Consider the following 25,115-nt stretch of genomic DNA (forward strand, 5'->3'; position numbering starts at 1 on the left):
TGACGAGCAGCAGCAAGTTGCTAGCTGCTTGGAACAAACTTAATTAGGAGACTATATGGCAACCCCACATATCAATGCAGCACCAGGTGATTTTGCAGAAACCGTATTAATGCCGGGCGATCCCTTGCGTGCAAAACACATTGCAGAGACATTTTTAGAAGACGTAGTTGAAGTAACTGGCGTACGTAACATGCTAGGTTACACCGGTACTTATAAAGGTAAGCGTGTATCGGTAATGGGTTCAGGCATGGGTATTCCAAGCTGTTCTATTTACGCCCATGAGCTTTACACCCAATACGGTGTTGAGAACATTATCCGTGTAGGTAGTGCCGGTGCTGTAAGCAACGACATCAAATTACGCGATGTAGTGATTGCAATGGGCGCCTGTACCGACTCAAAAGTAAACCGTAGCCGTTTTAAAGGCCACGACTTTGCCGCTATTGCTAATTATGACTTGTTACGCGCAGCGGTAGATAGCGCTAAAGTACAAGGTATTGACGCTAAAGTAGGTAACATCTTCTCTGCCGATCTTTTCTATTCGCCAGAGCCTGATATGTTCGATGTAATGGAAAAACACAATGTTTATGCGGTAGAAATGGAAGCTGCAGGCTTATACGGCGTAGCTGCCGAGTGTGGTAAAGCTGCTTTGTGTGTTGTAACCATTTCTGACCATATTCGCAGTGGTGAGCAAACTACCGCAGAAGAGCGTCAAACTACCTTTAACGAGATGATCACTCTAACCCTGGAGTCGCTGCTTTAAGCTGGGCTTTTATCTTTAGTGTTATCGCTTCTAGCAGCAATGTCTGCTAGAAGTTTCTTAGCCTTTTTCGCTTCTTTTCGCTCAGCCCGCTTATTAATATTAAACAGCGTGGCAAGGTGGCGTTTCCTCGATAATACCCGTGTTAACAAAAAACCAATGCTTATCGACATCAAAAACATAATCATGATTTTTGATTGGCCATTGGTGATGTAAGTATTCGCTTCGGCTAGCAGGGTTGTATGTTCTAAGGTGATACGCAAATAGCCTAGGCTTTCACCTTGTTCACCTCTAATCTCTGCAATGTAAGGTCTACGACCTAAGCCCTCTAAGGGAGTATGGCTTTGACCAGCTAAAGGTAAAAGCTGCGAAAGTGGTAAGGCTTGCTGCGATTCGGCTAAACGCAAACCTTGATGGTCATAGATAGTGGCATCTTTTACAAAATGTTCTTTGACTAAGGCATTAACCAATTCGCTCAGCTCAGCTTGGCTATTTTCACCAATGTAACCTGCGGCATTTAAGGCTGCTAACGAGGTAAGAGAGCGAGCCAGTTTCTCGGTTTGATTTTCAATTAACTGCTCACCATTGTGCTTTAGGGTCACATAGTAATAAAGTACCCAAACACAACACGCAATGGCGAGAAGCAATTGGGTGAATTGAATAATTCGATAGCGTCTTACTGCAGATTTGGCCACACGAACCTCTTTTTTATGCTTAAAGCCATTGTAGGTGCTTGCCAAACCAAAAAGCAATACGCTATCTTGATGCGCCGCAATTTTTAGAAACAAGGATCTCGTTTTGCAATCTCCACATAGTCTTGAAAGCTTACCGCAATCTTTAAGCCAATGGTCTGTGGCTTTAAAGCAGTTTCCCTACCGGGTTTGTCCTGAACAAGGGTTGGTTGAAACTCGAGAAGCTTTAACTGGTGCCTATATCTTGGTTTGGGCCAAAGAACTGCTGATACCAGACTTTGCTGTATTGCGTCCCTTGGTTGATGAATCAACTGCCTTGAACTTTTGCGGGCTAATGCCAGAAGCGGGCAACATTTGCGTATTGTTGCAAAGCCAAGCAGATAGCCAATGGTGCAAGGATAAGCTGGCGGGGCTTGAGTTTAATTTTGATTTGGTGGTACTAGATCAGCTACCAGATTTAAGCCAACCAGGCGTAGTGTTGATGGATATGGATTCCACCACTATTCAAATTGAATGTATCGATGAGATTGCCGTATTGGCCGATATTGGCGAACAAGTTAGCGCTGTTACAGCGGCGGCAATGCGCGGGGAGCTAGACTTTGAACAAAGCCTACGTAGCCGAGTAGCGCTGTTAAAAGATGCGCCACAAAGCATCTTAAAGCAGGTTGCTGATAACATGCCGCTAATGCCTGGCTTGCAATGTTTAATTGACACCATCCACTCTGCTGGTTGGAAAGTAGCGATTGCCTCGGGCGGCTTTACTTATTTCGCTGAGCGTTTGCAGCAAGACTTAGGTTTTGACCACGTACAAGCCAATGTTCTAGAAATTGAAAACGACACCTTAACTGGTCAAGTATTAGGTCCGGTGGTTGATGCTCAGGCAAAAGCCGATATTTTGATGCAGCTTAAACAGCAGTATTCTGCCAGCCAAACTATGGCGATTGGTGATGGAGCAAACGATCTTAAAATGCTAGCAGCGGCCGATTTTGGGGTCGCCATTCATGCTAAGCCTCTAGTGCAGCAACAAGCGCAGATGTCGATTAAACACAGTGATTTAGACGGCGCGGTGTGTATTCTTCGCGCCGCTAAAATGCTAGCTGCTTAGTTTTAAAGGCTGGGGTGCAGTGCTTAAGTTAAAGCGCTGCATCAACTCCTCGGTTACATCTGTCACTTCTATTACCCCTGCAACACTCCAAAGCTCGTCTTCTAACTGCTTAGCGCGGTGAATTGCATAATGGCTAATGTAATCGAGTTCGCGTTGAATATATTCAGTATCTGGGCGGCCAACCCGTGATAATTGCAGGTTAAAGGCATGCACCTTTCCTCGACCCAAGCTCAAGCTAACAAATTCACGCAACTGCTGAACAGAATTAAAATTGCTGCTGCAACGTACCGATAATAACTTGTCGTTCTTTCTCGCCGTTACGGTAATTACTTCAATGTGTTCTGGGTTATCACTAGGCGCATGACTACGTAATTGAGTGGCGAGAAATGACGCGAGGTTTTCGCTGGCTAGAAACTTACTTAAGTCGGCAGTATGGGCACTGCTATCAATGTTTAACCAGTTATCGCTTGCTTGGGCGAAGGTTCCGTAATTCACACACTTAACCTCCAAGGCGCCAGGCACTTTATGGATGAACATGGCGCGGCAAAATAGCGGCGCACAGAAGATTTGTCGTAGTGCATCGGACAAACCGGCAATGGCTTTGCCTTCGGGAAGCGTTGGTAACTTATCTAAGTTGTTGTCGATAAGTTGTTTGAAAAAGGCACTGCCTTGGTGTTGTTGGCCTTTTACTTCGATTACTTTTAAGTTGTAAATGGTGTGGCTGTTATTACAGTTGGTGACCTCATAGGCTAAATGAGACAGCTCGAAACTCTTCACCAGTTTTTGGAACTGAGGTAGTGCCAAGTAAACGGTGTCTCCAACGCTATACTCTAGTGGCGTTTCTACTTCTATTTTCATTCCGCTAATGGAGAAATCGCTGGTCCAGCCGGTTTCGTTGCTACCTTGATGTTCCACTTCTATTAAGGAGCGGTATTGGTAGCGATTTTCTTTACGCAGCTGTAAATACTTGTAGTTTACCTGCTCAAACTTGCTGATTGGTTGCTTGCTCTGGTTAAACAGCGACAGCTTGTTGGGGTTACCGTCCAAGGGGTAATTTTGCTGGTAGCTTTCATCGATATGCTGGTTGGTGACATCACTTAACAAGCCAACCATGCTTAATCCATCTAAAGCTTTGGCGACACGCTCTCGTTCAATTGGCGAATCTTTTTTGGGTAAAGGAGAGCTTACCTCTGCATCGCTGGCTTGCGCAGGTTGATACTGAAACTTGAATACCTTCCAGCTGGGTTTGCGACAGCCAAAGGCGAAGTAAAGATCGCGCAGTTCTGGATGCTCGGCAAGCTCTTCGCTGCTGGCTGAGTAGAAAAATAAGCGATTGTTCGCAGTATGAGTAAAGCAATAGATCAGACTTTCACCGCTGCTTAAGGCTTGGTAGCGCATCATCCTTGGTGGATGAAACAGTTGAGATAAATGACTGTGGTTAGTTTCATCGCGCCAATAAGAGAGCAGGTCGAGATTATTCTGCGTGGCTAAGGCATAACGCAGGCTTGCTGGCGTTTGGCCGCTAAAATACAAAGGCACGCTGCTTAAACGCGGCATTAAGTATTGTTCATAACCTTTGGTGATAACTGCTGCAGTAATGTTGTCGACGTCGACTTTGTAACGCCCACGATAGGAGCGTAAAAAGTTTTTGAAGAAGTTATTAAACTCTTCGCTTGGGTCAACCACGATCATTCTTACCCATTGCTGCTGACCCTTGCGGTCTATTCCGACCACTTTGTATTCGGTGCCAGCGCTTAATACGCGGTTTACAAACTCTTTTTCTAAGCCTGTGAAATACACAAAGTAATGTTCGTCTACAGAGAACTCTCGCTGGCTATCGACCTTAGCACGCAGGCCTGATACTGACATGTTAGAGGTTTTAGCATCAAATAGTACACCGTCTACACCCGCCATTCGCAGTGGTGCAGTGAGGTGCATGCGCTCTTCACTTCTGCCAATATAGTGGCCTAAACGCACGGCCCTAGCGATGATATTTTTGGGGCGCCGCGCAGCGGCTTCTTGCGGGCTAATATTTTTCTTCTGCATCACCTTGAAGTTGTTCTCGGTGGTTTGCAGTTTCTCGTATATGCCTAGTGTGTATTGTTGTTTATAGAGTTTTAGCTGCTGTTTAAATACCTTAATGGCGATGTCATCGAGGTAGTGGGTTTTACCTTGGTAGTGAAACTCTTGGCATTCGCCGTCTACTTTTCCTCGAAGATCTACCAATCGTTGGCAAGGCGCGGATAGACGATTCATTTCCATTTTGAGCAAGAAACTTTCATTATTAGGAAGGTCTTGAGTTGCGCGCTTAAATACTTGGTTAAAGTCGCTGCTTCCCAATAATGGTAGTAATCGTTCTATTAAGGCGTATTGCTTGCTTTCCGACATGTTGCTGGGTATTAATCCTTAATCATTGGTTTTACTGTCAAAACTCTGTCTCAATCTTTACAATCTTCAAGATCAAAGCAAAGATTGTGCCTTGAGAGAGATTCAAGGCAAGTACTTTTAACACTATTTTAGCATTATGTGACCGCTTGGAGGGTTAATGGCAAAAGCGAAAACGGCCTATGTATGTAACGACTGTGGTGCCGATTTCCCTCGTTGGCAGGGACAATGTGGTGAATGTAAAGCGTGGAATACCATTAGCGAAGTACGTTTGAGTGCCGCGCCCTCACGCAATGACCGTTTCACCGGTTATGCCGGCAGTACCGCAGGAAAAGTCCAAACCTTAGAGAGCATTGACCTAGCCGAGCTCCCGCGGTTTTCTACTGGCTTTAAAGAATTTGATCGGGTATTAGGTGGCGGTGTAGTACCTGGTAGCGCCATTTTGATTGGTGGTAGCCCCGGCGCAGGTAAAAGTACTTTGTTGTTGCAAACCATGTGTGGCTTAGCGCAAACCATGGATACCTTATACGTAACGGGTGAGGAATCACTACAGCAAATCGCTTTGCGCGCGCAGCGCTTAGGTTTGCCTAAAGACAAGCTAAAGTTACTGGCCGAAACCAGCGTTGAGCAAATTGGCCAGGTGGCTTTAGAAGTTAAACCAAAGATGATGGTGATTGACTCTATTCAGGTTATGCACATGGCTGATATTCAATCAGCACCAGGTGGTGTTAGCCAAGTGCGAGAAAGTGCGGCTTGGTTAACTCGTTTTGCCAAGCAACATAATATAGCCATGTTTATGGTGGGCCATGTAACCAAGGACGGCTCGTTAGCTGGGCCTAAAGTTCTGGAGCACTGTATTGATTGTTCGATCATGCTAGAAGGTGATGCCGATGGCCGCTTTCGTACCTTGCGTGGCAATAAAAACCGTTTTGGTGCGATTAACGAGCTAGGTGTATTTGCTATGACCGAACAGGGTATGCGAGAAGTGTCTAATCCTTCGGCCATTTTCCTTTCGCGTGGACAAGAAGCAGCGCCTGGCTCGGTCGTGATGGTAGTGTGGGAAGGTACCCGTCCGCTATTGGTCGAAATCCAAGCATTGGTTGATTACAGCCAAATGGCGAATCCTAGGCGAGTGGCTGTAGGCCTTGAGCAAAACCGTTTGGCGATGCTACTTGCGGTAATGCATCGCCATGCTGGTGTACAAATGTCTGATCAAGACGTATTTACCAACGTGGTGGGTGGTGTACGGGTTGCTGAAACTGGCGCCGATTTAGCTTTATTGGTGGCCATGGTCTCTAGCTTTAGAAATCAAATATTGCCGCAAGAGCTGGTGGTATTTGGTGAAGTGGGCTTGTCGGGAGAGATACGCCCAGTAAGCAATGGCCAAGAACGTTTGAACGAAGCCGCTAAACACGGCTTTAAGCGAGCTATAGTGCCTTTGGGCAATCGACCTAAGCAAGCGATAGCTGGGCTTGAGGTGATTGCCGTAAGTAAGTTGGCAGAAGCTTTAGAAGCGGTTTAATCCGCTTCTTGCTGTTGGTCAACTAAGTGCTCTAATTCGCGATGCAATAAGTCGTCATCACCTAGGTTTAACTCAATTAATCGTTTTAGGTGGCTGGCGCTTTCGATATCAATGTGCAAACAACGTAAACCGATTTGCTGATTGCGTGTGTGTTTAACTTCTACATCCATGGTGATGCTCAGTTCTTCTACTGCAACATCACTCAAGCTAAAACTTAAGGTTAGCTGAGTGAGTTCTTCGTCCCAGTCATTTGGCAAGGTCACCAAGGCACCTTGTAACGATAAATCCAACAGTTGGCATGACCAAGATTGCTCCCCATGGTTTAGGTAGGCGGGGCGGTCAAAAAGAACTCGCAAAAATTGGCGACGCTCGTGCATGTCAGGGTTCCTGTTTATTCGGGGTACTTTAGCCTAAGCCTAGCGTAAATAAGCAAATTTTGCAGCTAAGTCGATGGTGTTTGCGTTAAGGCTTTAGCGATTATCTGCTGAGTATGTGACGCCAAAGATTGTTCATCCATTTGTGCCACTTGCTGAACCGATATAGCGGGTAGCACCTGAATGTAAATAGGGTGATGGCCTGTAAGCTGTAAGCTTTTTTTAGGTAAGGCTTCGGCAGTGCCGTGAATCGCAATGGGCAATATCGCTACTTCGGCGTGTTTTGCTAAAGAAAACGCACCGAGTTTAAAAGGTTTTAGCTTGCCGTCGGCAGAGCGGCTTCCTTCAGGAAATAAATATACCGAGCTACCTTGGTTAAGGTGTTTCTCAGCTTGCTGGAGCATATTCTTGATGCTGTGTTTATCACCGCGTTTAAGTCCAATGTATTGATTAAGCCACATGTTCCAACCAACAAATGGCACTTTAAACATCTCGATTTTTGAGACCCATTTAAAGGGAATGAAAAGGGCAAAGGATAACAAAATATCTAATCCAGATTGATGATTGGATACGATGACATAAGCTTGTTTTTTATCGATATGTTGCAAACCCAAACGCCGTACTTGCCAATGAGGCACTATGATTAAATACAGGCTAGCCCATGCGCAGGTGAAGTAGTGTAACCATAGTCGGCGTTTATCAAAGGCTGCTGTGAGCGCATAAATAATGCAGGCGATAAAGAAAAACAGTATCGAGCTGAGGGCAATAAAACTAAGAATAAGTAACGATAAAAGCTTGAGTAACACCTAGGCTCCTTGTAGTTCTGGGGCAAAGACTGAGTTTTTATAGCTTATTAATCAGTATATTAAGTGGTAATTATGCAACTGTCACGTGAGCAACTAACTATTCTGTTAATTCAGATCCGCGATGATACCGATACCCGCATCGAGGAATTAGCCAGTTTTAGCCACTTTTGTGGCGTAGCGGTAGAGCAGTTTAGAATTCTCAATGTTTTTGATACGCCTGATTGTAGCGATTACGCCTTGCAGGGCATCGATGCAGTGTTGGTTGGAGGTTCTAGCGAAGCCAGTGTGCTTGACCCGGAAGGCTACCCTTTTGTGACAGCCATTCAGCAGTTACTGTTGCGCTGTATTGAGCAACAGTTACCCACATTTGCTTCGTGTTTTGGTTTTCAACTTGCGGTGCTGGCTCTGGGTGGCAAGATTGTTCATCAAGCGCGTGACTTTGAAATGGGCACCTTAGCTATTTCACTCAGCGAATACGCTCAAGAGGATGTATTGTTTGGTAGTTTGCCCAATCCTTTTATGGCGGTATCTGTTCATCGAGATAGTGCCTTATGTCTGCCTGAAGGTTGTGTTTCCTTAGCGTTTACAAAACACTGTGTACATGCATTAAAAGTATCATCAGCACCATTTTGGGCGAGCCAGTTTCACCCTGAGGTAAATCGCAGTATCTTAGTTCAACGTTTAAGCCAGTTCCGTGAGCATTACACTCAAGGGGATAATCATTTGCAGCAAGTGTTAACAGCAGCGCAAGAGACGCCTCATAGCAATGGTTTGTTAAAGGCATTCATAGATAAGGTGGTACTAGCTTGAAGAAGCTTTTTTTAGCTCTGGTGTTGTGGCCTACGTTTATTGGCTTTGTATTGGCTAAACCAAACTTGGGAGGTTTTAAGCCTGAGCAGGTTTGCCAAGCCGCGATAGCCAGCTTGCAAGGCGTGGACGTAAAAATGGTCGATAATTACCGTAGCGCTCAGTCGCTCATGCAAATGCGAGTGAGACACAATGGCCAAAGCCACAGCTACTATTGCCAGCTAGAAGGTGACCAAGTGTTATGGCGCAGGGCGCAAGATAGCCGGTGGCAAACCAGCACCACGGTGCGCTTTCACTACAATGGCAGTGCTAAGCAGTTATTTATTAAGCACTATTTGGCTGCTGCACAGTTAGCTGAGTACCGTTACCGTGGCGAAGATTTTTAAAAGTAAGCTAATAAGCTCGTCGCAGTTTAAGAATTTATTACTGACTGGCTAGTAGTAAGTTTTGATAATGATCAAGATAACTAGTTAATGATGTTTTGGGTTTGACTTTTAGTAGCTTAAAAATCTTGATTAGCTGGTTTTTTACTTGTATTCTTTCGCGAAAATATATTCATGCTTAGTGAATATAACTACAGAATATACCAAATAGAGTGATTTTATATGCGAGACGCCAAGCCAGCATCTATGCCTAATGCCCCAACAAACCATCCTGCAGTAGGTTCTGCTTGGAAGTTTGTATTACCTTCATTATTGGGCATTTTCCTGTTTATGTTGCCGTTGCCTTACGATGGCTCGTTTACCATTCCGGTGGCGATTATGGCAAAAAGCTTGGTGGCGGCTTTAGGTGATAGCGCCTTGTGGCTGGTGGTTGGTTTGATCACCCTTAGTGCCCTAATGTCTACTTATACACTAATTGCTAAGCCAAATTGGCTTGGCAAAAATGCCTTGCTAACGTCATTGTTTCAGGTTTCTCTACCTTGGTATGTGGTAAGAATGTTGGGTTGGGTTCTGGTGCTGGTATGCGCTTTTGAATTGGGGCCTCAAGCTATTTGGTCGGGGGATACTGGTGGCCTCATTTTAGGTGACTTACTGCCTACCTTACTTAGCGTGTTCATTTTTGCTGGTTTGTTATTACCCCTATTGCTTAATTTTGGCTTGTTAGAATTTGTAGGCACTTTGCTGAGCAAAATCATGCGTCCTCTGTTCGGTTTACCAGGTCGCAGTGCAGTAGATTCAATGGCGTCTTGGTTAGGTGATGGTAGCGTAGGGATTTTGCTAACCAACAAGCAGTATGAAGATAAACACTATACCCAGCGAGAAGGCGTAGTAATTGCCACCACCTTTTCTGCGGTGTCTATTACCTTTAGTTTGGTGGTATTAGCGCAAGTTAACCTTGAGCATATGTTTGCACCTTTCTATCTTACTGTGTGTATTGCAGGCCTTGCTGCAGCGGTTATTGTGCCGCGCTTGCCGCCGCTTTCTGGTTTTAGAGATCAATTTATTGATGGTAGTGAGCGTAAGCAAGATGACGAAGTTATTCCTGCCGGTTACAACACCATCACTTGGGCTTGGCAGCTGGCACTTGTTCAAGCTGGTCGAGCGAGTCACCCTAAACAACTAGCTAAGCAAGGTGTGCATAATGTACTGGACATGGTGCTGGGTGTATTACCGGTAATTATGGCGGTGGGCTCGGTAGCCTTAGTGGTAGCAGAATACACTCCCATTTTTAGTTTTTTAGGTAAGCCATTCATTCCTTTGCTAGAGCTATTGCAGCTTCCTGAGGCCGCCAGAGCGTCGGAAACCTTAGTGGTAGGTTTTGCCGATATGTTTATTCCGTCAATTCTTGCTGCGTCTATTGAAGCCGATATAACCCGTTTTGTTATCGCAGCGGTATCGGTAACTCAGCTGATTTATTTGTCGGAAGTAGGCGCGATTATTATGGGTAGCCAGTTGCCAGTTAAGCTGTGGCAGTTGTTTGCTATCTTCTTGATTCGTACTTTAGTCACCTTGCCGATCATTGCGGTAATGGCCCATTTATTCTTTTAATATGTAAGCCGCTTAGTGCGAGTTAAGCGGCTTAGCTTTTACTGGAGAGTTGTATGCATTTTAGCGCTGCTGTGTTTGATATGGACGGCTTGCTGCTCGACAGTGAGCAAGTGTCTTACGATACCTTTTCTCAAGCGTGTAGTGAGCTAGGTTTAGCGTTTAAAGAACAGGTTTACCTTAGCTGTATTGGTACCAATGCCGAGCAAATAAAAAAGACCATTTGTGAAGGATACGGCGAGGGCTTGGATTATCCAAGGCTGCGTGATTGTTGGTTGGATAAGTACCATGCCTTGGCTGTTGATCAAGCATTACCAATTAAACAAGGTGTGGTGGATTTGTTGCAGTGGTTAACAAGCCAAGGCGTTCCATTAGCCGTTGCCACTTCTTCGGGTAAACCTACCGCTGAAGCTAAGCTGGGCAATGCAGACTTACTGCATTTTTTTGAGAGTGTTTCTACAGGGTGTCAGGTGAATAATAGTAAACCGCACCCAGAAATTTTCTTAAAAGCCGCCAAGTCGCTAAATATTGACGCCAGTAAGTGTTTAGCCTTTGAAGACTCAGAAAACGGAGTTAGAGCTGCAGTAGCAGCCGGTATGCAGGTCTATCAGATCCCGGATCTTATTCAACCTAGTGACGAGCTCAAGCGCTTGGGACACAAGGTTCGTGCCTCCTTAAGTGAGGTCTTACTGGAGCTAAAATAGTCGGGTTCATCTAGCCAGCAAATATTTGACGCTATTTGCTGGCATCGTTTTTGCTCATTGAAGATTATTAGAATCAGTAATGAGCAAATTATGATAGAAATTCAGATTAGTAACGATGTGCAAGCTTGGCTTCCTCGTGAGTTACCTTCCCTTGAAAATGCCTCTGTTCGTCATAGCTGGAGTGCTCACGCATTTGCTGTAGATTCACACGAATGCTTAGCAGTACTGGAGCGTAACAGTGGCTACGTAATGCTATTTTTTGATTTAAATAAGCGTGATTACCAAAACTTTTCTCGAGTTTGGCAGCTACGTTTATTGACCGAGGCCATTGCCGTAGCCGATTTACAAGATGAAGAAATTGATGCCTTGAAAAAGAATATGTTGGCTGATTTTCAGAATGTATTGGTTACTGATGGGGTAAACCACCCCGTAGCGCCGCAGTTAGATAAGCTTAAAAATTTAGTTCAAGTAATGGCTAAACGCGAAGGCAAAGTACCTAGTCAGCAAATGGATGAGTTTCGTTGGGGGGTAATTCTTAACGATTACGCTCAGCGTCAAAATGGCCTAAGCCCATATCAAAAAATGCAAAGCCAATGGCAAGCTATGGCTGCCACAGCACAATTTCATCAAGTATCAGCTCAATCATCTAGTACCAAGCTTTTACACTAGTTAAAAATTGCGCAAATAACTTGCAGCCATAGCATAATTGCTGCTTAATCAGGGTTTAACTCATTGATTAAGTGGCTGCTGTGGCGCTAGTTTCCTCTCATTCTTCCCGTCTTTATTTTGGTTTAGCTTGCTCGGTAATGGCATCGTGCATGTTTGCCTTTCTTCCTTGGTACATCCATCAGTTTCCTTTAAATGAAAACAGCGGCAATTGGCTAGCTGCTCAGCGTATTGTGTGGAGCTGTTTGCTGATGTTTGTAGGGTTAGCTTGCTTCAAGCAATTGCCTTTGCTCATTCAGCAGATGGCTAATTGGCGAGCTTGGCCACGCTTGATGCTGGCTGCTGTATTAGTTGGCTTGCAGTTTTGGTTGTTTATTTGGGCGCCAGCCAACGGCCAGACGCTGCCGGTTGCGCTGGGTTATTTTTCGTTGCCCTTAGTATTGGTATTAGTGGGACGGTTTGTTTATAAAGAGCAGCTTAGTAGCCTGCAATGGGTGTCTGTAACAGTGGCAGCTGTAGGAGTTGCTTACGCTTACGTAATGGCTGATGGATTGTCGTGGATAGTGTTGTTGGTGGCCTTGGGTTATCCCTTGTATTTTATGTTGCGGCGTAAGTATCCCTTGCCCAGCCATATTGCTTTTACTATTGATAACTTAATGCTATTGCCGCTTGCGTGCGCTTATTTGCTAATGGGGGATGGCGTGAGCGAAGCGCAAAGCCAGCTCTCGAATCTGTACAACTATGCCCCTTGGCTGTATTACTTCGGACTGGGGGTAGCCGGTACCATTCCTATGTTACTGTTTTTACTTGCTTCTAACTATTTGCCACTGAGTTTGTTTGGCTTAATGGGTTATTTAGAACCTGTATTGGTATTTAGCGTGGGCTGGTTACTTGGTGAGCGTTTAAGCCCTGAGCAGTGGCCAACTTATATGTTGATCATTTTTGCCTTAGTGTTATTGGCAATAGATGGTCTGCGGCGCGGTGTTCGACAAACGGCAAGCCGCAAAAAGCTGCCTAAAGCTTGTTAAGGTAGCGCTAAACTTGCAGTGATTGGGCGGTGATCGCCGCCTACTGAATCAAGTACCCTGGCGCTGGCAAAACTAAGATCTTCTGAAGCTAATACGTGGTCTATTCTTGCGCCGTGCCATGACGTGTATTTGGTGTAGTTAACTCCGCTGCCTACTAAGTCAATGCCATTGTTTAGACCGTCCAAATGCCGCTGATAAAGATTTTCTTGGACCGTCATATTGAAGTCTCCAGCAACTATGTAGCTGGTTTGCTGCTTAGCCCAAGACGCCACCAAAGAGGCTTGCATGTTGCGAGCAAAGTGCAAGTTATTGAATGCTTCAGGCTCAAAACTACGATGGATTAAGGCGTTAATGGTTGGCCTTGGGGTGTCCATATGGATATTGGCGATACTCAGTTCTTTTCCTTCAATTGTGGTGTGATAAAACACCGCAAATTTACCAAAGCCACCAAAGGTTTCACGCGATAAACTGCCTTGATGTTCTATTGGCGTTCTGCTTACGGTGCAAAGGTGGTCGCAGTGGCTATACCAACTATCGTCAAAGACTTGCTGCACCCGCTCAGGCTTTGATTCCTGCATAAACACAATGTCGGGTTTTAGCTGTGCCACCAACTGGCGAATTTGCAGTGAGCTTGCGCCATTGCCGTTGTTTAAAGACAAAATAGTGATGGCGCTAGCTTGCTGCTGAGGCAACTTAAGTTGAAGATCTTGAAACTGTACAAACACCACCGCGCAGAGTGCCCAGCTTAGATACTGCCATTTGCCTAGCTGGCGGATAAACAAAATCGGCGTAAGGGCCAGTAAAATCGCCCACCAGCGCGGAGAGAATAGGCTCAAATAGCTTATGGATATTCCTAGAGGGGTATCTGGCAGATGCGGCAAGCTCAATATTGCTCCTGCTGCTAGCAGGCAGCAAATAGAAAGAGTAATAGAGAAGAATTTTACTAGCTTATTCATTAGCTTATTGTTACCTTCTGCGCCCTGTGAAATCTGGGCATAAGTATATACGCGGTAAGTGGCAAATTACCATGTCACGTCGTTTTAGCGTAACAAAGTTCTTGTAGTATGCGCAGTTATGGAAACGTAAACAATATGTAACAGCTGTGCCGCAGGCATTTCGCTGTTAATGGTGGTTTTGTTAACAAGTAGGTTGATTTCAAATGTTTTCTAAGCAAGGATCTGTTGCAGAAATTGGGTTCGGTATTAAGAACTTAAGCTTAAAAAAAACCAAGGCAGGTGGTGTGTTTCAGCTGTTACTAATATTACTGGGTGCGGTAGTGCTGTTTTTTAATCGCCGCGATAGTAGTCAAAGAGTGTGGGCTCGTTTACCCACGCTAAACGACTATCAGACTCGTTACCCTGAAAAAACCGAAGATGCTAATACGATTCGTTGTATCCATTGCGATAGCGATCAAACGTGGGAGTATGGTTTGGAAAGCCTGATGGATCACCGCCGTGAGTGTGTTTGTCTAGCCTGTGGACATCGTTTGTGGCGCAAAGAGCAAGAGAGCTTGGCTATTCAATAGCATCTTCAGAACTCCTCAATCACCTCTTAAGATATTTAAAAATACCGGTGAATTAAATAGCGCTTGTCGTTCTATCCTACAGGTTACGTACTGATAGCGCTTACCTCTATGTTTGATACCTACATTACGGTTGTCACTTGGTGGGCCTATCGCTTCAATGGAGTGTGGTACGTTTTCTAACATCACAAAAGCAATGTCGCGGCGAATTCTTATGCCTATATAGCTTAACGACTTATTCATAATGAAGGCTTTAAACAAGTTTTCATAAACTTGAGTGATGGCGTTTACTCGCCCTGTGTAAATGGAGTAAATATATAAGCTGGCTGGTTCATTGTTGCTGGCTAGCATTTCTTCGCATATATCGGTTTCATCTAAGCTCTTGTCTAGTAGCTTCTCAAAGTAGGGCTGTTTTATCTTGAGAGCAAAACAATGCCCAGCGAGTTGACCGAGGTAGAAATAGTAACTTACCTCTGCAGCGAGATGGTTTTGAAGCGTCTCGAGCCAAGCGCTGTCCCACTGCTCATAGCCAAAGGTGAGGTTATCAATGTAATTGCTTAAGTGTTGAGCACTATGATCCGCTAAAGGGTGGGGTGGGCTTATGCGCTCAAAGCTCAGTTCTCTTTGAGGGAGATAGGGATGAGCTCCCAAGTAGTGTTTAAACTTGGCTCGAGCTTCAAGGACTTTATTCATCGCTTGGTTGCTAGGAAGGTTTTTCGAGCTAAAGCTACTGGAAGTGAAAATCTTATAAGCTTCATCACCAAAGTAGCGAATAATTTCTAGCTGCCGATTTAAACTTGGCTCTACTTTTCCCCGCTCCCAACGGCTCACTGCCAAGGCATCAAGCTCACTAAACTCTGGGCTAAAGGCCGCTAATACTTGGCAAAGCTGTTCTTGGGTTAGGTTTGCTTGGTTACGTTTTTGCTGCAAGTAGTCGGCAATGCTCTTGTAGTTAGCCATATAGAGTGTTCAAGTAATTGTTATTATGTACTTTATTTTAGCAGCACTTGTTGAATCGCCCAAAGGGGCTCGCTAGGCATTGATTATAAAAAAATATTTTTTGCATGCTCTGATGCTAGCTGGTGCTTTGATTTATCTTAGCGACCGATTATTTAGCAACCACGAGAATCTTGAATGAACAAAGTCGGAACCTCTATTAGTGTCGTTTTACTTGCAAGCAGCATGCTTGCTGGCTGTGCCTCAACGGATGGTGAGCCAGATCCTAACCAAGGAATGAAAACTGGCGCAGTAGGTGGAGCCGTTGTAGGTTTGGTTATGGGCGCGGTGACTGGAGATGCAGAGTTGGCAGTGAAAGGTGCTGCTGTTGGTGCTGCGGCTGGTGGTGCCAGTGGTGCAATGCGCGACTACGAGAATAGCCAAGAGAATCGTCGAACCGATGTAACTGCAGAAGCTATCTCCCAGCCAAACACAGTGATTATGAATGGTGACAATGCAACGGCCAATCAAGGTGAGCATTTGAACAAATTACTGGGTCAATGGCAGGTAAACGTTTGGGCGATTCAGCCTGATGGTAGCACCATCGAAGCGCAGGGGCTTGCTCGCGGTAAAATGATGGAAAGTGACGCTGCTACGGTAGAGCTAGAGCAGCTAGAAGTTGCAGGTGAACAGCTTGAACTACAAGCCAGCACAACGATAAGTTATAACCAGCAACAGGGACATCAGTTAAGTGTGAGTGCTTCAAATCTTGAGAACGATGTTGTGTATGCCGGGGAATTTCAAGCGGCGATGAATCGTTTTAGCTACTATCCTTTGAGCCAAGTTAGTACAGCTAATATGCGCATGGAGTTACGAGTGGTGAGCCCGCAGCTATGGATTGTTGAAACCTACTCACAGCAAGGTAGTGAAGAGAAAATGATCCAGTCTTATCGCTTTAGCAAGATCAGCTAATAAAATTATACTTATAAAGTAACGTTAGTCGTTATTAGCCTATTTAAACGACGTGTTTAAATAGGCTGTTTTGGTGAGCTGGTTTCTACACGCTCAAATTGACTGGGCCAAGTTTGCTTTCTCCCCGCTTGCTTGGCTTGGTATAAACCTTGGTCTGCCCGTTCAATCCAATCATCAATACTCTCACTTTCTTTGATGCTAGCTATACCTGCACTAAAGCTAATCGACAGTTGGTTAGGCGCTAATAAACTAGATATTTTAGCTACGAGCTTCTCGCTAGTTTGGTAGGCAGTATCAAAGTCTGCATCATGCAACATGATAAGAAACTCTTCGCCTCCGTAGCGAAAAACGCGGTCGTTAACGCGGGTGTTTTGTTGCAAAAAGTGGGCAAACCACACTAGTATTTGATCGCCTACATTATGGCCATGTTGATCATTAATGGCTTTAAAATGGTCTAAATCTAAAAGGATAATGCTAGCTTTGATGCCACTGCGTTTATGTTGTTGGGTAGCTTTTAGCAGCTCATCAAACAAGGCTCTGCGGTTGTAGCAGCGCGTGAGGGAGTCTTTAAAAGCGAGTTCTTTGAGTTCGTTATTTTGTTTTACCAGTACCCGCGCTAAGCCCCAAGCAAAAATATGTGAGGCCACTACGCCAATGCTAAAACGTATACCTTGATGAACACCTAAGTGATGAACACCAAGAATTATTGCCAGAATGCTTACAGCCAATACAAGGCGCTCTGCCATTTGCAGCGGTAAGTGGATAAAGCAGGCCAAAATTAATGCGGGAACAAAAAACTCGCCATGCATATTGGGTTGAGTTAGCGCTAATAAAACCGGGGGAATGGCTAGCAATAAGAACCATACGTCGGCAGTTTTGTAATGGTTGGATTCGGGTTTGGTGAATAAGAAGAATAGCGAAACTAAAATGGCCAAGGCGCAGGGTAGTACCACTAAGCCGTACCAAAATACCCCGTTAACTAAATGAGTAATTGAAAAATAAGCACTAGGAATGAAACCTGCCAAATGCATGACAAGGCTCATTTTTCTTTCTGTAAACTCTGCTGGAGACCAGTCAGACACCATCGCAAAAACCTATGCCAAAAAGTTAAAATACGAGCTGGGAGCTTTCCTTATGTTATTAAAAGTAAACTCTTTTTGGCGGATCCGTCAAATCAAATTGACGCTTTATTTTTGCTTAAAGCTTAATGCTCTGCTGCCTTTTAGTTGGCTGAGTGCTTGTTGCAAAATAAGTTCAACAAAGTCTTTTAGCACTGTACTTGATTGAGCGTTTTTACTAAAAGCTGCGTACATGGGGCGCCATAAGGCTTGTTCAAACGACAGCAAGTGCACAAATTGTTGTTGCGCATAATGCTCTACAGCCCAATAAGGCATCGCTGCCACTCCCATTCCTGCTGCGACCATTTGCAGTAACATGGCTGGGTTATCGGCGTGTTTCCATTGTTTTACAGCTACTTGGCTGGGCTGAAGAATGTAACGATATAGGTCTAAGCGTTGTGGCGTTACCGGGTAGCTAATGATGGTCTCTTGGCTTAACTGGGAGGCTTTTACTGTCGCTTGGCTGGTTAAGCGGTGTTGAGGTGGGCAAATAAGTACCATCTCATATTCAAATAAAGGCTCAAAGTGGATTTGCTCCTCTGGGCTTACTTCAGACGTTAGCAGAATGTCAGCTTCCCCACGCTGTAACAAGGGCAGGCCGTTATAGTCTTTATCTTGGCAAAAATGGCTATTTACCTCTGGCCAGGTTTGCTGAAACCGCTGCAAAGCCGGTAATAGCCATTGAAAACAAGCATGACAATCAACACTAATGTTTAAACGTGTTTGCTGTTGTTGGGCGGTGCTAAATTGTTGCTCGGTTTGTTCAATTAAAGGCAGCACTTGCTGGGCTAAACTAAGCAGTTGCTGGCCGTGTTGGGTGAGTTGCAAGGGCTGTTGCTTTCTTAATACTAGGTGACTATTGATGCGTTGCTCTAAGTCTTTTAGCTGGTGAGATAGCGCCGAATCAGTAATAAACAACTTAGCAGCCGCTGACTTTAAAGAAGAGCTAGCAGCAATAGCTTGAATGCAACGTAAATGCTTTATCTCTAACATTTATCTGGCTAGCTCCTTTAAGTGTTTGGGCGAATTTGCAGCTTAGGCAGTTCAGGTTTGTTTGTACATATAAGTGCCAAGGTAGATGGCTTAACATGAATATTTTTCAATATAGATAGGGAGCTTTAATTCTGTATGACAAGTTTTCACTGAATTAAGCAAAGTTGAGAGAAATTCAATTTAACTTGATGGCTTTTCAATTGTGTTGAGGCCTCGCTCTGGTCAATATGGATTTATACATCTAGACGGCTAAAAGGATATTGATATGAGCACTACTCACGTATTGGGTTACCCAAGAATTGGTAAGCAACGAGAACTAAAATTTGCTTTAGAACGCTACTGGCGTGGTGGCTTTTCGCAGCAAGAGTTATTACAAGTTGGCAAAAACATTCGCCAACAAAACTGGCAAGCGCAAAAAGACAGCGGTCAAGCTTGGGTGACCGTCGGCGATTTTGCTTGGTACGACCAAGTACTAAATACCTCATTATTGTTAGGCAACCTGCCTAAGCGTCATCAGTCTGAGCAAATTAACCTAGATAGCATGTTTGCAATTGCTCGAGGCCAACAGGGCTGTGGTTGTAATCATGCGGCATCAGACATGAGCAAATGGTTTAACACTAATTACCATTACATTGTGCCGGAGTTTTCTGAAGACAGTGTATTTAGCCTACAGTGGCAGCAACTGTTTGATGAAATTCGCGAAGCATTTGAGCAAGGCCATGCAGTTAAGCCGGTTATTTTGGGGCCTGTTTCTTACCTGTACCTAGGTAAAAATGACGACCAAGCAGCCAGTGATTTTGACCGTTTGTCGTTATTGCCACAGTTGTTAACGGTTTACCGCGAGATCTTCCAAGCTATTGCTGATTTAGGTGTGGAGTGGGTTCAAGTGGACGAACCTATCTTGGGCCTAGAGCTCGATTCGCAATGGCAAGACGCATTGTTAGCTGCTTATCAAACAAAGCTAAGCCCCACTAAGTTGCTTTTGACCAGTTATTTTGCAGATGTGTTAGACAATGCTGAGGTGATTAAGCAATTGGCGGTAGACGGGCTGCATTTGGATTTATCTGCCGCTCCACAACAGCTTGAGCAAGTACTAACTTGGTTACCTGAATCGTGGGTACTGTCTGCTGGTGTGATTAATGGTCGAAATGTATGGCGAGCAAATTTGCCAGAAATTATCGAGAACTACAGTTCACTTAAAGTTCGTTTAGGCGAGCGCTTGTGGCTTGCCTCGTCTTGTTCTTTGTTACACAGCCCGCTTGACCTAGAGAGTGAAACGGACTTAGGTGATGCTAAGTATCGTTTGGCTTTTGCGGAGCAAAAACTATCTGAGCTGCAAATACTTGATGAAGCGCTAAATGGTGAAGCTGACGCCCTGCGGCTATCTCGCCAATACAGTGCTGCTTTGCAAAACCTTAGCAAGAAAAACAACTCCAGCTTGCAGCAGCGAATTAGCGCCTTAACCCCGGCTGAGCGTGAGCGTACTTTAAGCTTTGCACAGCGCCAAGAGATTCAGCAGCAAAGTTTGCAATTGCCACCCTTGCCAACCACTACCATCGGTTCATTTCCACAAACCAATGAAATTCGCCGTCAGCGTCGCGAATATAAAGCAGGGCAACTAAGCCAAGCCGATTATGATGCTGCGCTTGCGCAACACATTAAGGATGCCATTGAGCGTCAAGAGCGCTTAGATTTGGATGTGTTAGTGCATGGTGAAGCCGAACGTAACGACATGGTTGAGTATTTTGCCGAGCTATTAGATGGCTTTATTGCTAGCCGCTTTGGTTGGGTGCAAAGTTACGGTTCGCGTTGTGTAAAACCAGCAATTATTGTAGATGATATCGAGCGCGCTAAACCTCTTACTATTGAGTGGAGCAGTTATGCGCAATCCTTAACTAACAAGCCGGTTAAAGGCATGTTAACTGGCCCGGTGACTATTTTGACGTGGAGCTTCGCCCGCGAGGATATTAGCCGCGCCAAAATCGCTGAGCAAATCGCTATCGCGCTTAATGACGAAGTGGCTGAGCTGCAACAAGCCGGTATTCAAGTTATTCAAATTGATGAGCCTGCTATTCGCGAAGGTATGCCGCTTAAACGCAGCCAATGGGATGACTACTTAAGTTGGGCGGTATCGGCCTTTAAGTTATCAGCAGCTAGCGCCAAGCCAGAAACGCAGATCCATACTCATATGTGTTACAGCGAGTTTAATGACATTATGCCGGCGGTTGCCGCATTGGATGCCGACGTATTAACCATTGAGACTTCTCGTTCGGCGATGAGTTTGTTGCAGGCCTTTGAGCACTTTGAGTATCCAAATGAAATTGGCCCAGGTGTTTACGACATTCATTCGCCTAACATTCCTAGCATCGATGATATTAAGTCGTTGATTGATAAAGCAGCACAATGGATCCCATTGCAACGCTTGTGGGTAAATCCAGATTGTGGCTTAAAAACCCGTAATTGGCAGGAAACTGAGGCAGCCTTAAACAACATGGTCTTAGCAACCAAAGAGCTACGTGCTAGCTTTAGCTAAACTTAACCAGCAATAGCCCCTTTAATTAAGGGGCTATTTCGCCAATGACTTCGTTTTAATTAGCGCCTACACTAGAAATTACCCAGTTGTTTTGAGAGTTTCTATGCCAAAGGCAAAGTTCGTGTCTGGTGATATTTTTCGCCACATCGTTGTTATGTCCTCCACCAATGCCATTGGCTTAACTGCTTTATTTTTGGTTGATTTAGCCGATCTGTTTTTTATTAGCTTGCTGGGTGAGGCTGAGCTTGCTGCAGCGGTAGGCTACGCCGGAACTATCGCATTTTTTACCACTTCAATTTCTATTGGCTTATCGATTGCAATGACCGCCTTGGTGTCAAAAGCGATTGGCCAGCAAGATAAAGCGCGGGCTAAGCAGTTAGTCACCAATATCTTATTTACTGGTTTTTTGATTAGCGCTGCTTTTGCCGCTTTGGCTTGGTATTTTGCTCCAGAGTTATTGAGCTTGATTGGCGCTAAGGCCAGAACCCATGAACTTGCAGTACAGTATTTAAGAATCTTGCTGCCTTCGCTACCGATTCTTGGTTTGGCCATGAGTGGTGGCGCTGCACTGCGTTCGGTAGGTGATGCAAAACGGGCGATGTGGTCTACCTTGGCGGGTGGGGGCGTAAATGCGGTGTTAGACCCGATATTTATATTTGCGCTTGGGCTTGGTTTACCTGGTGCCGCTATTGCCTCGGTTATCGCGCGCTTTGTGGTTGCAGGTGTTGCCTTGTCTGGGGTGGTCTACAAGCACCAGTTGTTTGCTGGCTTTAGTTTGCAAAAGTGGTTGGAAGATCTGCGCGCTATCTTAAAGGTGGCTGCTCCTGCGATGATGACCAATGTAGCAACTCCCTTGGGCAATGCCTACGTTACTGCTTCTATTGCTATTTTTGGCGATGCCTACGTAGCGGGTTGGGCTGTGGTTGGACGTATAATGCCGGTGGCATTTGGCATGATATTCTCGTTATCTGGCGCCATTGGCCCTATTGTTGGGCAAAACTTTGGTGCAAATAATTACGCTAGAGTACATGAGGCCTTAAGCAAAGCGCTTTGGTTTAACGGTGGGTTTGTTGTTGCTGTGTCGTTAATTTTGCTGTTGGGGCAAAACGTCATTGTGGATGTGTTTGGTGTGGGTGGCGAAGCGGCCACTGTTATTGGCTTCTTCTGTACTTGGATAAGCTTTAGCTTTGTATTTAATGGGGCGATGTTTGTGGCTAACGCTGCCTTTAATAATCTTGGTTACCCAAGCACCTCTACCATGCTTAATTTTGGTAAAGCAACTCTAGGCACAATCCCTTTTGTTTATCTAGGTGGACAGTGGTTTGGCCCGCTGGGTGTGTTGGGTGGTCAAGCAGTAGGAACCGTTGTATTTGGATTATTGGCACTGCGAATGGCTTTTTATATTGTGGCTAGAGTCACCAACAAGCATCAACGTCAATTAGCCGAGCAAGAGCAGCCATTAGAGCCCAGTGTGCCGCTTACGCCATTTTGTTCTAGTCGCGCTTATATGTGTGCGGAAGCTGATTTGGAGGATACAGTATCTTCTACAGATACCGCAGCTGCTAAACCTTAAGCCACAGACAAGGGGCTTACATCAAATCGGTCGCCGAGTAAATTTAGTAAGTCGGCTTGGCCGGCTATCACGGCAACAATAATCTTTCCCTGCTTGTGTTTGCTGGGGATCACCACTCTGCCTTGGCAATTCACAACTTGATCTTTTAACAGCATAGATTGCAGCTGAAAAGGGTTGTCGCTTGGGTAAAAAAGCACGGTAACATCACTTAGGCCAACAGATTGAGTTTTCATGATGAGTCCTTCCAATTGTGTTTTGCCTCAATATAACGTTAGCACTGGCCGATTAGATCACTAGCTTTTGGGGGAAGGCAGAAGGACTTGCTGTAAACAATCGTTGACTTCTTATTTCCTGTCGCTAATCTGACTGAAAATAAAAGGAATACCGATGATTAAACCAATCCAAGCCAAGATGCTAATGTTTGATTTAGACGACACCTTAGTGGATGACGGAGTTGCTACCGAAACCGCCGCTAAAGCTTTGTTTGGTAAATATAATCCCTCGCAAGCTGATGACGCCCTAAGTCATTGGAAGCGTGCGCTAAAACTTCATTATCCAGCTTTTTTACAAGGTAAACTTAGCGCCGCTGAAATGCGCCAAGCCCGCGCGCGCGAGGCTTTGCAAGATAAGAGTTTAAGTGCAGATGCTGCTGAGCAGGCTTTCGAATATTTCATGCAGCAATATATTGATGCAACGGTGTTGTACGGCGATACCTTGGCTTGTTTAGATCAGCTTAAGCAACAAGGCTGGCGCCTAGCGTTAGTATCTAATGGGCCAGAAGATATGCAACAGCGAAAAGTACGCGCAGCTGGCTTGTTCGATTATTTTGAGTTTGTTCTAACCGCAGAAGCGGCTGGTGTTGCTAAACCTAAAGCAAAGATTTTTCAGCAAGCCGCGCAATTGGCCAAGCTTGAGCTTAGCCAATGTTGTTATGTAGGAGACAACTTGGTGAATGATGCTCAAGGCTCCAATGCAGCGGGGATGAGCAGTGTGTGGCTACAAAGAAGCAAGAGCTGTGAACCTGAATATCAGCCATTGGAAAATGTAAACTGGACAATAGCCTCACTAAATCAATTACATCAGTGCATTGGTTTAGCATAAACGTGTTGGTTGGCGGTTTTAAAGGAGTAGTGAAAGCAGTATGGCAATAGTTGGTTTATGGGACTGGTTGGCCGATAGCTTACGTTTTTACCGTCAGCATTTTACTCAATTGGCATTAATGGTTTTGCCCTTTGCTGTTCCTTTTGCCGCACTGCAAAGCCAATATGTTCAAAACCCTAGCGAGCCTTCTACCGCAAATTATTGGATGTTTGTGATAATAGGTTTGTTAATGCAGCCTGTTTATCAAGGTGCGATCATCTTGTACATGCGCGCCCAGTTTAAACAGCAGCCTTGGTCAATTGCTCGCTGCTTTCAAGCTTCATTAAGTATTTGGCCTTTGTTGTTTACGGTAGTGGCAATTTGTTTTGCTTTGGTAATGCTTGGCCTGAGCTTTTTTGTGTTGCCTGGTATTGTTATCGCCAGTCGGTTGTTGGTGGCAGATTTACATTGTGTACTAAATAAAAGCAATCCCGTGGAAGCGATTAGCGCAAGTTGGCGGCAAACCGAAGCCTATAAGTGGCCTTTGCTAGCGGGTGTGATAGTGGTTGCTGGGGTTACAATGATACCGGTTTGGGCTGTGCATCATTGGCTATTAGACAATAACGCCAATGGCATATGGGTGTTTGCCAATCGAGTGTTTGGGCAAGTACTCGAAGCTTTCTTTTTAGTATTTGCCTACCGTGCTTATAGCGCGATGAATGCCAGTGCAGAGTAGTTTAGCTATTTACCAAGCTGCTTATTCTTTTTAAGCGCTTATGTAAATTGGCCATCCGCTTTGTTGAGCAGAGCGGGGTAGGTGATTAGGCCGCGGTAAACTGTTGTTGCTTAGCTTGCAATTGATAACCTGCTGATGCTAAGCGTTGGCTCAATTGGCTCTGATTTAGCTCGTAAAATCTGCATAGTTCAGTAAAGCTAGAGAACTCATTTCTAATTTGCATGTTTACAATGCTTACCAAGATATTGATATCTATTTGTTGAACGCGTTGTTGGTCTAACATGCATATTCCTTGGCTGGTTGAGGGCGGTTGAAGCCCCATTTGGTCCATGCTTTTTCGTGAAAGAAGTAAGCCACACTGTTTACTGCTGGCTCTACTATGGCGACCAAACCACCAATCATCATGTCACCAGTTAACAACCAAGTGACCAAAAAAGCGATAGTGAAATGCATGCTGGCAAAAGTTAATGTTTTAATCATAATGTTGTCCTCGTTTATTTCTATATCTAAATGATAATTATTATCATTTACTTTGCAAGTTATTTTTGTGCTTTTTTTATTCGACAGTTGATTGGAAGGTTGGAAGGCAAAAATTTAAAGCTGGCTAGGGAAGTAGCTAAATGCGCCAGTCACTTCTAAAAATGAACAGACACATGTTGTGCTTTATCTTGCTGCAATTAGCGCGGTTGAACTGTTTTTTCATTAATAAAACCACAAACCTGTATCTTGCCTGCTTGTGTTAGCTGGCCAATCTAAAAGCGCGCTAAGCTGCTTAGTTGTTATATACTTAGGCTATTGTTAAGCGCCTAATAGTAAAG

General features: G+C 44.8%; 26 protein-coding genes. 15 read left to right on the forward strand and 11 right to left on the reverse strand.

Features of this window, described 5'->3' with window-relative positions; all coding sequences use genetic code 11:
• Positions 1–55: 55 nt before the first annotated feature.
• Complete coding sequence (deoD, locus tag OV592_RS04460; RefSeq protein ID WP_406610546.1) at positions 56–760, forward strand: purine-nucleoside phosphorylase; 705 nt, start codon at positions 56–58, stop codon at positions 758–760.
• Here the strand turns inward: deoD and OV592_RS04465 are convergent.
• Complete coding sequence (locus OV592_RS04465; protein ID WP_016401415.1) at positions 757–1,545, reverse strand: YtjB family periplasmic protein; 789 nt, start codon at positions 1,543–1,545, stop codon at positions 757–759. The two genes, deoD and OV592_RS04465, sit on opposite strands and share 4 nt — an antisense overlap.
• A 10-nt stretch (positions 1,546–1,555) precedes the next feature.
• Here OV592_RS04465 and serB point away from each other — a divergent pair, with 10 nt between their 5' ends.
• A complete protein-coding gene (serB, locus tag OV592_RS04470; RefSeq protein WP_406610547.1) occupies positions 1,556–2,554 on the forward strand; it encodes a phosphoserine phosphatase SerB in 999 nt (332 codons plus the stop codon).
• On the opposite strand, the gene OV592_RS04475 is transcribed toward serB, so the two are convergent.
• Positions 2,543–4,942, reverse strand: coding sequence for a PilZ domain-containing protein (locus OV592_RS04475; protein ID WP_406610548.1), 2,400 nt, complete (start codon positions 4,940–4,942; stop codon positions 2,543–2,545). The genes serB and OV592_RS04475 overlap by 12 nt on opposite strands.
• 157 nt (positions 4,943–5,099) lie before the next feature.
• Here OV592_RS04475 and radA point away from each other — a divergent pair, with 157 nt between their 5' ends.
• A complete protein-coding gene (radA, locus tag OV592_RS04480; protein WP_016401412.1) occupies positions 5,100–6,461 on the forward strand; it encodes a DNA repair protein RadA in 1,362 nt (453 codons plus the stop codon).
• On the opposite strand, the gene OV592_RS04485 is transcribed toward radA, so the two are convergent.
• A complete protein-coding gene (locus OV592_RS04485) occupies positions 6,458–6,838 on the reverse strand; it encodes a PilZ domain-containing protein (protein ID WP_016401411.1) in 381 nt (126 codons plus the stop codon). The genes radA and OV592_RS04485 overlap by 4 nt on opposite strands.
• A gap of 65 nt (positions 6,839–6,903) precedes the next feature.
• The gene (locus tag OV592_RS04490; RefSeq protein ID WP_406610549.1) at positions 6,904–7,641 is read right to left on the reverse strand and encodes a lysophospholipid acyltransferase family protein; all 738 of its coding nucleotides are present in this window, start codon (positions 7,639–7,641) and stop codon (positions 6,904–6,906) included.
• Between the two features lie 72 nt (positions 7,642–7,713).
• Here OV592_RS04490 and OV592_RS04495 point away from each other — a divergent pair, with 72 nt between their 5' ends.
• The 6 genes from OV592_RS04495 (at position 7,714) to rarD (ending at position 12,834) form a co-directional block, all read left to right on the forward strand.
• A complete protein-coding gene (locus OV592_RS04495) occupies positions 7,714–8,451 on the forward strand; it encodes a type 1 glutamine amidotransferase (protein ID WP_406610550.1) in 738 nt (245 codons plus the stop codon).
• Entirely contained in the window at positions 8,448–8,834 is a 387-nt protein-coding gene (locus tag OV592_RS04500) for a hypothetical protein (protein WP_406610551.1), read from the forward strand. The genes OV592_RS04495 and OV592_RS04500 overlap by 4 nt, the downstream gene beginning before the upstream one ends.
• Positions 8,835–9,077: 243 nt before the next feature.
• Positions 9,078–10,439 carry a YjiH family protein gene (locus OV592_RS04505; protein WP_406611413.1) on the forward strand — a complete coding sequence of 454 codons (1,362 nt, stop codon included), beginning with the start codon at positions 9,078–9,080 and terminating at the stop codon, positions 10,437–10,439.
• Between the two features lie 53 nt (positions 10,440–10,492).
• Complete coding sequence (locus tag OV592_RS04510) at positions 10,493–11,140, forward strand: HAD family hydrolase (RefSeq protein WP_406610552.1); 648 nt, start codon at positions 10,493–10,495, stop codon at positions 11,138–11,140.
• Positions 11,141–11,230: 90 nt separating this feature from the next.
• A complete protein-coding gene (locus tag OV592_RS04515) occupies positions 11,231–11,809 on the forward strand; it encodes a DUF6933 domain-containing protein (RefSeq protein ID WP_406610553.1) in 579 nt (192 codons plus the stop codon).
• 80 nt (positions 11,810–11,889) lie between these two features.
• Positions 11,890–12,834, forward strand: a complete 945-nt coding sequence (rarD, locus tag OV592_RS04520) for an EamA family transporter RarD (protein ID WP_406610554.1) — start codon at positions 11,890–11,892, stop codon at positions 12,832–12,834.
• On the opposite strand, the gene OV592_RS04525 is transcribed toward rarD, so the two are convergent.
• Positions 12,831–13,790 carry an endonuclease/exonuclease/phosphatase family protein gene (locus tag OV592_RS04525; protein WP_406610555.1) on the reverse strand — a complete coding sequence of 320 codons (960 nt, stop codon included), beginning with the start codon at positions 13,788–13,790 and terminating at the stop codon, positions 12,831–12,833. The two genes, rarD and OV592_RS04525, sit on opposite strands and share 4 nt — an antisense overlap.
• 203 nt (positions 13,791–13,993) lie before the next feature.
• Here OV592_RS04525 and OV592_RS04530 point away from each other — a divergent pair, with 203 nt between their 5' ends.
• Positions 13,994–14,359 carry a hypothetical protein gene (locus tag OV592_RS04530; protein ID WP_016401402.1) on the forward strand — a complete coding sequence of 122 codons (366 nt, stop codon included), beginning with the start codon at positions 13,994–13,996 and terminating at the stop codon, positions 14,357–14,359.
• Positions 14,360–14,374: 15 nt separating this feature from the next.
• Here OV592_RS04530 and OV592_RS04535 read toward each other — a convergent pair whose 3' ends face one another.
• The gene (locus OV592_RS04535; protein ID WP_406610556.1) at positions 14,375–15,316 is read right to left on the reverse strand and encodes a helix-turn-helix transcriptional regulator; all 942 of its coding nucleotides are present in this window, start codon (positions 15,314–15,316) and stop codon (positions 14,375–14,377) included.
• A gap of 174 nt (positions 15,317–15,490) precedes the next feature.
• Here OV592_RS04535 and OV592_RS04540 point away from each other — a divergent pair, with 174 nt between their 5' ends.
• On the forward strand, positions 15,491–16,264 hold the full coding sequence (locus OV592_RS04540) for a YMGG-like glycine zipper-containing protein (protein ID WP_406610557.1): 774 nt from the start codon (positions 15,491–15,493) through the stop codon (positions 16,262–16,264).
• A 56-nt stretch (positions 16,265–16,320) separates the two neighbouring features.
• Here OV592_RS04540 and OV592_RS04545 read toward each other — a convergent pair whose 3' ends face one another.
• The gene (locus OV592_RS04545; RefSeq protein ID WP_338624286.1) at positions 16,321–17,307 is read right to left on the reverse strand and encodes a GGDEF domain-containing protein; all 987 of its coding nucleotides are present in this window, start codon (positions 17,305–17,307) and stop codon (positions 16,321–16,323) included.
• Positions 17,308–17,451: 144 nt separating this feature from the next.
• Positions 17,452–18,375, reverse strand: coding sequence for a LysR substrate-binding domain-containing protein (locus OV592_RS04550; RefSeq protein ID WP_406610558.1), 924 nt, complete (start codon positions 18,373–18,375; stop codon positions 17,452–17,454).
• 265 nt (positions 18,376–18,640) lie between these two features.
• On the opposite strand from OV592_RS04550, the gene metE reads away from it, so the two are divergent.
• Entirely contained in the window at positions 18,641–20,908 is a 2,268-nt protein-coding gene (gene metE, locus OV592_RS04555) for a 5-methyltetrahydropteroyltriglutamate--homocysteine S-methyltransferase (protein ID WP_406610559.1), read from the forward strand.
• A gap of 103 nt (positions 20,909–21,011) precedes the next feature.
• Positions 21,012–22,481, forward strand: coding sequence for an MATE family efflux transporter (locus OV592_RS04560; RefSeq protein ID WP_406610560.1), 1,470 nt, complete (start codon positions 21,012–21,014; stop codon positions 22,479–22,481).
• Here the strand turns inward: OV592_RS04560 and OV592_RS04565 are convergent.
• Positions 22,478–22,714, reverse strand: coding sequence for a DUF2375 family protein (locus OV592_RS04565; protein WP_406610561.1), 237 nt, complete (start codon positions 22,712–22,714; stop codon positions 22,478–22,480). The two genes, OV592_RS04560 and OV592_RS04565, sit on opposite strands and share 4 nt — an antisense overlap.
• A 154-nt stretch (positions 22,715–22,868) precedes the next feature.
• Between OV592_RS04565 and OV592_RS04570 the strand changes: the two genes are divergently transcribed.
• Both OV592_RS04570 and OV592_RS04575 read left to right on the forward strand, forming a co-directional pair.
• Complete coding sequence (locus OV592_RS04570) at positions 22,869–23,582, forward strand: HAD family hydrolase (protein WP_406610562.1); 714 nt, start codon at positions 22,869–22,871, stop codon at positions 23,580–23,582.
• Between the two features lie 40 nt (positions 23,583–23,622).
• On the forward strand, positions 23,623–24,297 hold the full coding sequence (locus OV592_RS04575; RefSeq protein WP_406610563.1) for a hypothetical protein: 675 nt from the start codon (positions 23,623–23,625) through the stop codon (positions 24,295–24,297).
• Positions 24,298–24,382: 85 nt separating this feature from the next.
• Here OV592_RS04575 and OV592_RS04580 read toward each other — a convergent pair whose 3' ends face one another.
• Positions 24,383–24,580, reverse strand: coding sequence for a DUF4250 domain-containing protein (locus tag OV592_RS04580; protein WP_406610564.1), 198 nt, complete (start codon positions 24,578–24,580; stop codon positions 24,383–24,385).
• The gene (locus OV592_RS04585; protein ID WP_016401391.1) at positions 24,574–24,777 is read right to left on the reverse strand and encodes a DUF2061 domain-containing protein; all 204 of its coding nucleotides are present in this window, start codon (positions 24,775–24,777) and stop codon (positions 24,574–24,576) included. Before OV592_RS04585 ends, OV592_RS04580 begins: the two co-directional genes overlap by 7 nt.
• Positions 24,778–25,115 lie beyond the last annotated feature (338 nt).

It is taken from the genome of Agarivorans sp. JK6, from assembly GCF_045277145.1.
Lineage (GTDB): Bacteria > Pseudomonadota > Gammaproteobacteria > Enterobacterales > Celerinatantimonadaceae > Agarivorans > Agarivorans albus.

What these genes read in the sequence shown, in the direction of transcription:
- OV592_RS04475 (WP_406610548.1), bottom strand. Translation starts at nt 4,942, where the DNA reads ATGTCGGAAAGCAAGCAATACGCCTTAATAGAACGATTACTACCATTA.
- deoD (WP_406610546.1), top strand. Translation starts at nt 56, where the DNA reads ATGGCAACCCCACATATCAATGCAGCACCAGGTGATTTTGCAGAAACC.
- OV592_RS04580 (WP_406610564.1), bottom strand. Translation starts at nt 24,580, where the DNA reads ATGTTAGACCAACAACGCGTTCAACAAATAGATATCAATATCTTGGTA.
- OV592_RS04535 (WP_406610556.1), bottom strand. Translation starts at nt 15,316, where the DNA reads ATGGCTAACTACAAGAGCATTGCCGACTACTTGCAGCAAAAACGTAAC.
- OV592_RS04525 (WP_406610555.1), bottom strand. Translation starts at nt 13,790, where the DNA reads ATGAATAAGCTAGTAAAATTCTTCTCTATTACTCTTTCTATTTGCTGC.
- OV592_RS04560 (WP_406610560.1), top strand. Translation starts at nt 21,012, where the DNA reads ATGCCAAAGGCAAAGTTCGTGTCTGGTGATATTTTTCGCCACATCGTT.
- OV592_RS04565 (WP_406610561.1), bottom strand. Translation starts at nt 22,714, where the DNA reads ATGAAAACTCAATCTGTTGGCCTAAGTGATGTTACCGTGCTTTTTTAC.
- OV592_RS04570 (WP_406610562.1), top strand. Translation starts at nt 22,869, where the DNA reads ATGATTAAACCAATCCAAGCCAAGATGCTAATGTTTGATTTAGACGAC.
- OV592_RS04505 (WP_406611413.1), top strand. Translation starts at nt 9,078, where the DNA reads ATGCCTAATGCCCCAACAAACCATCCTGCAGTAGGTTCTGCTTGGAAG.
- OV592_RS04510 (WP_406610552.1), top strand. Translation starts at nt 10,493, where the DNA reads ATGCATTTTAGCGCTGCTGTGTTTGATATGGACGGCTTGCTGCTCGAC.
- OV592_RS04540 (WP_406610557.1), top strand. Translation starts at nt 15,491, where the DNA reads ATGAACAAAGTCGGAACCTCTATTAGTGTCGTTTTACTTGCAAGCAGC.
- metE (WP_406610559.1), top strand. Translation starts at nt 18,641, where the DNA reads ATGAGCACTACTCACGTATTGGGTTACCCAAGAATTGGTAAGCAACGA.
- radA (WP_016401412.1), top strand. Translation starts at nt 5,100, where the DNA reads ATGGCAAAAGCGAAAACGGCCTATGTATGTAACGACTGTGGTGCCGAT.
- OV592_RS04545 (WP_338624286.1), bottom strand. Translation starts at nt 17,307, where the DNA reads ATGAGCCTTGTCATGCATTTGGCAGGTTTCATTCCTAGTGCTTATTTT.
- OV592_RS04515 (WP_406610553.1), top strand. Translation starts at nt 11,231, where the DNA reads ATGATAGAAATTCAGATTAGTAACGATGTGCAAGCTTGGCTTCCTCGT.
- OV592_RS04585 (WP_016401391.1), bottom strand. Translation starts at nt 24,777, where the DNA reads ATGATTAAAACATTAACTTTTGCCAGCATGCATTTCACTATCGCTTTT.
- OV592_RS04550 (WP_406610558.1), bottom strand. Translation starts at nt 18,375, where the DNA reads ATGTTAGAGATAAAGCATTTACGTTGCATTCAAGCTATTGCTGCTAGC.
- OV592_RS04485 (WP_016401411.1), bottom strand. Translation starts at nt 6,838, where the DNA reads ATGCACGAGCGTCGCCAATTTTTGCGAGTTCTTTTTGACCGCCCCGCC.
- OV592_RS04495 (WP_406610550.1), top strand. Translation starts at nt 7,714, where the DNA reads ATGCAACTGTCACGTGAGCAACTAACTATTCTGTTAATTCAGATCCGC.
- OV592_RS04530 (WP_016401402.1), top strand. Translation starts at nt 13,994, where the DNA reads ATGTTTTCTAAGCAAGGATCTGTTGCAGAAATTGGGTTCGGTATTAAG.
- OV592_RS04575 (WP_406610563.1), top strand. Translation starts at nt 23,623, where the DNA reads ATGGCAATAGTTGGTTTATGGGACTGGTTGGCCGATAGCTTACGTTTT.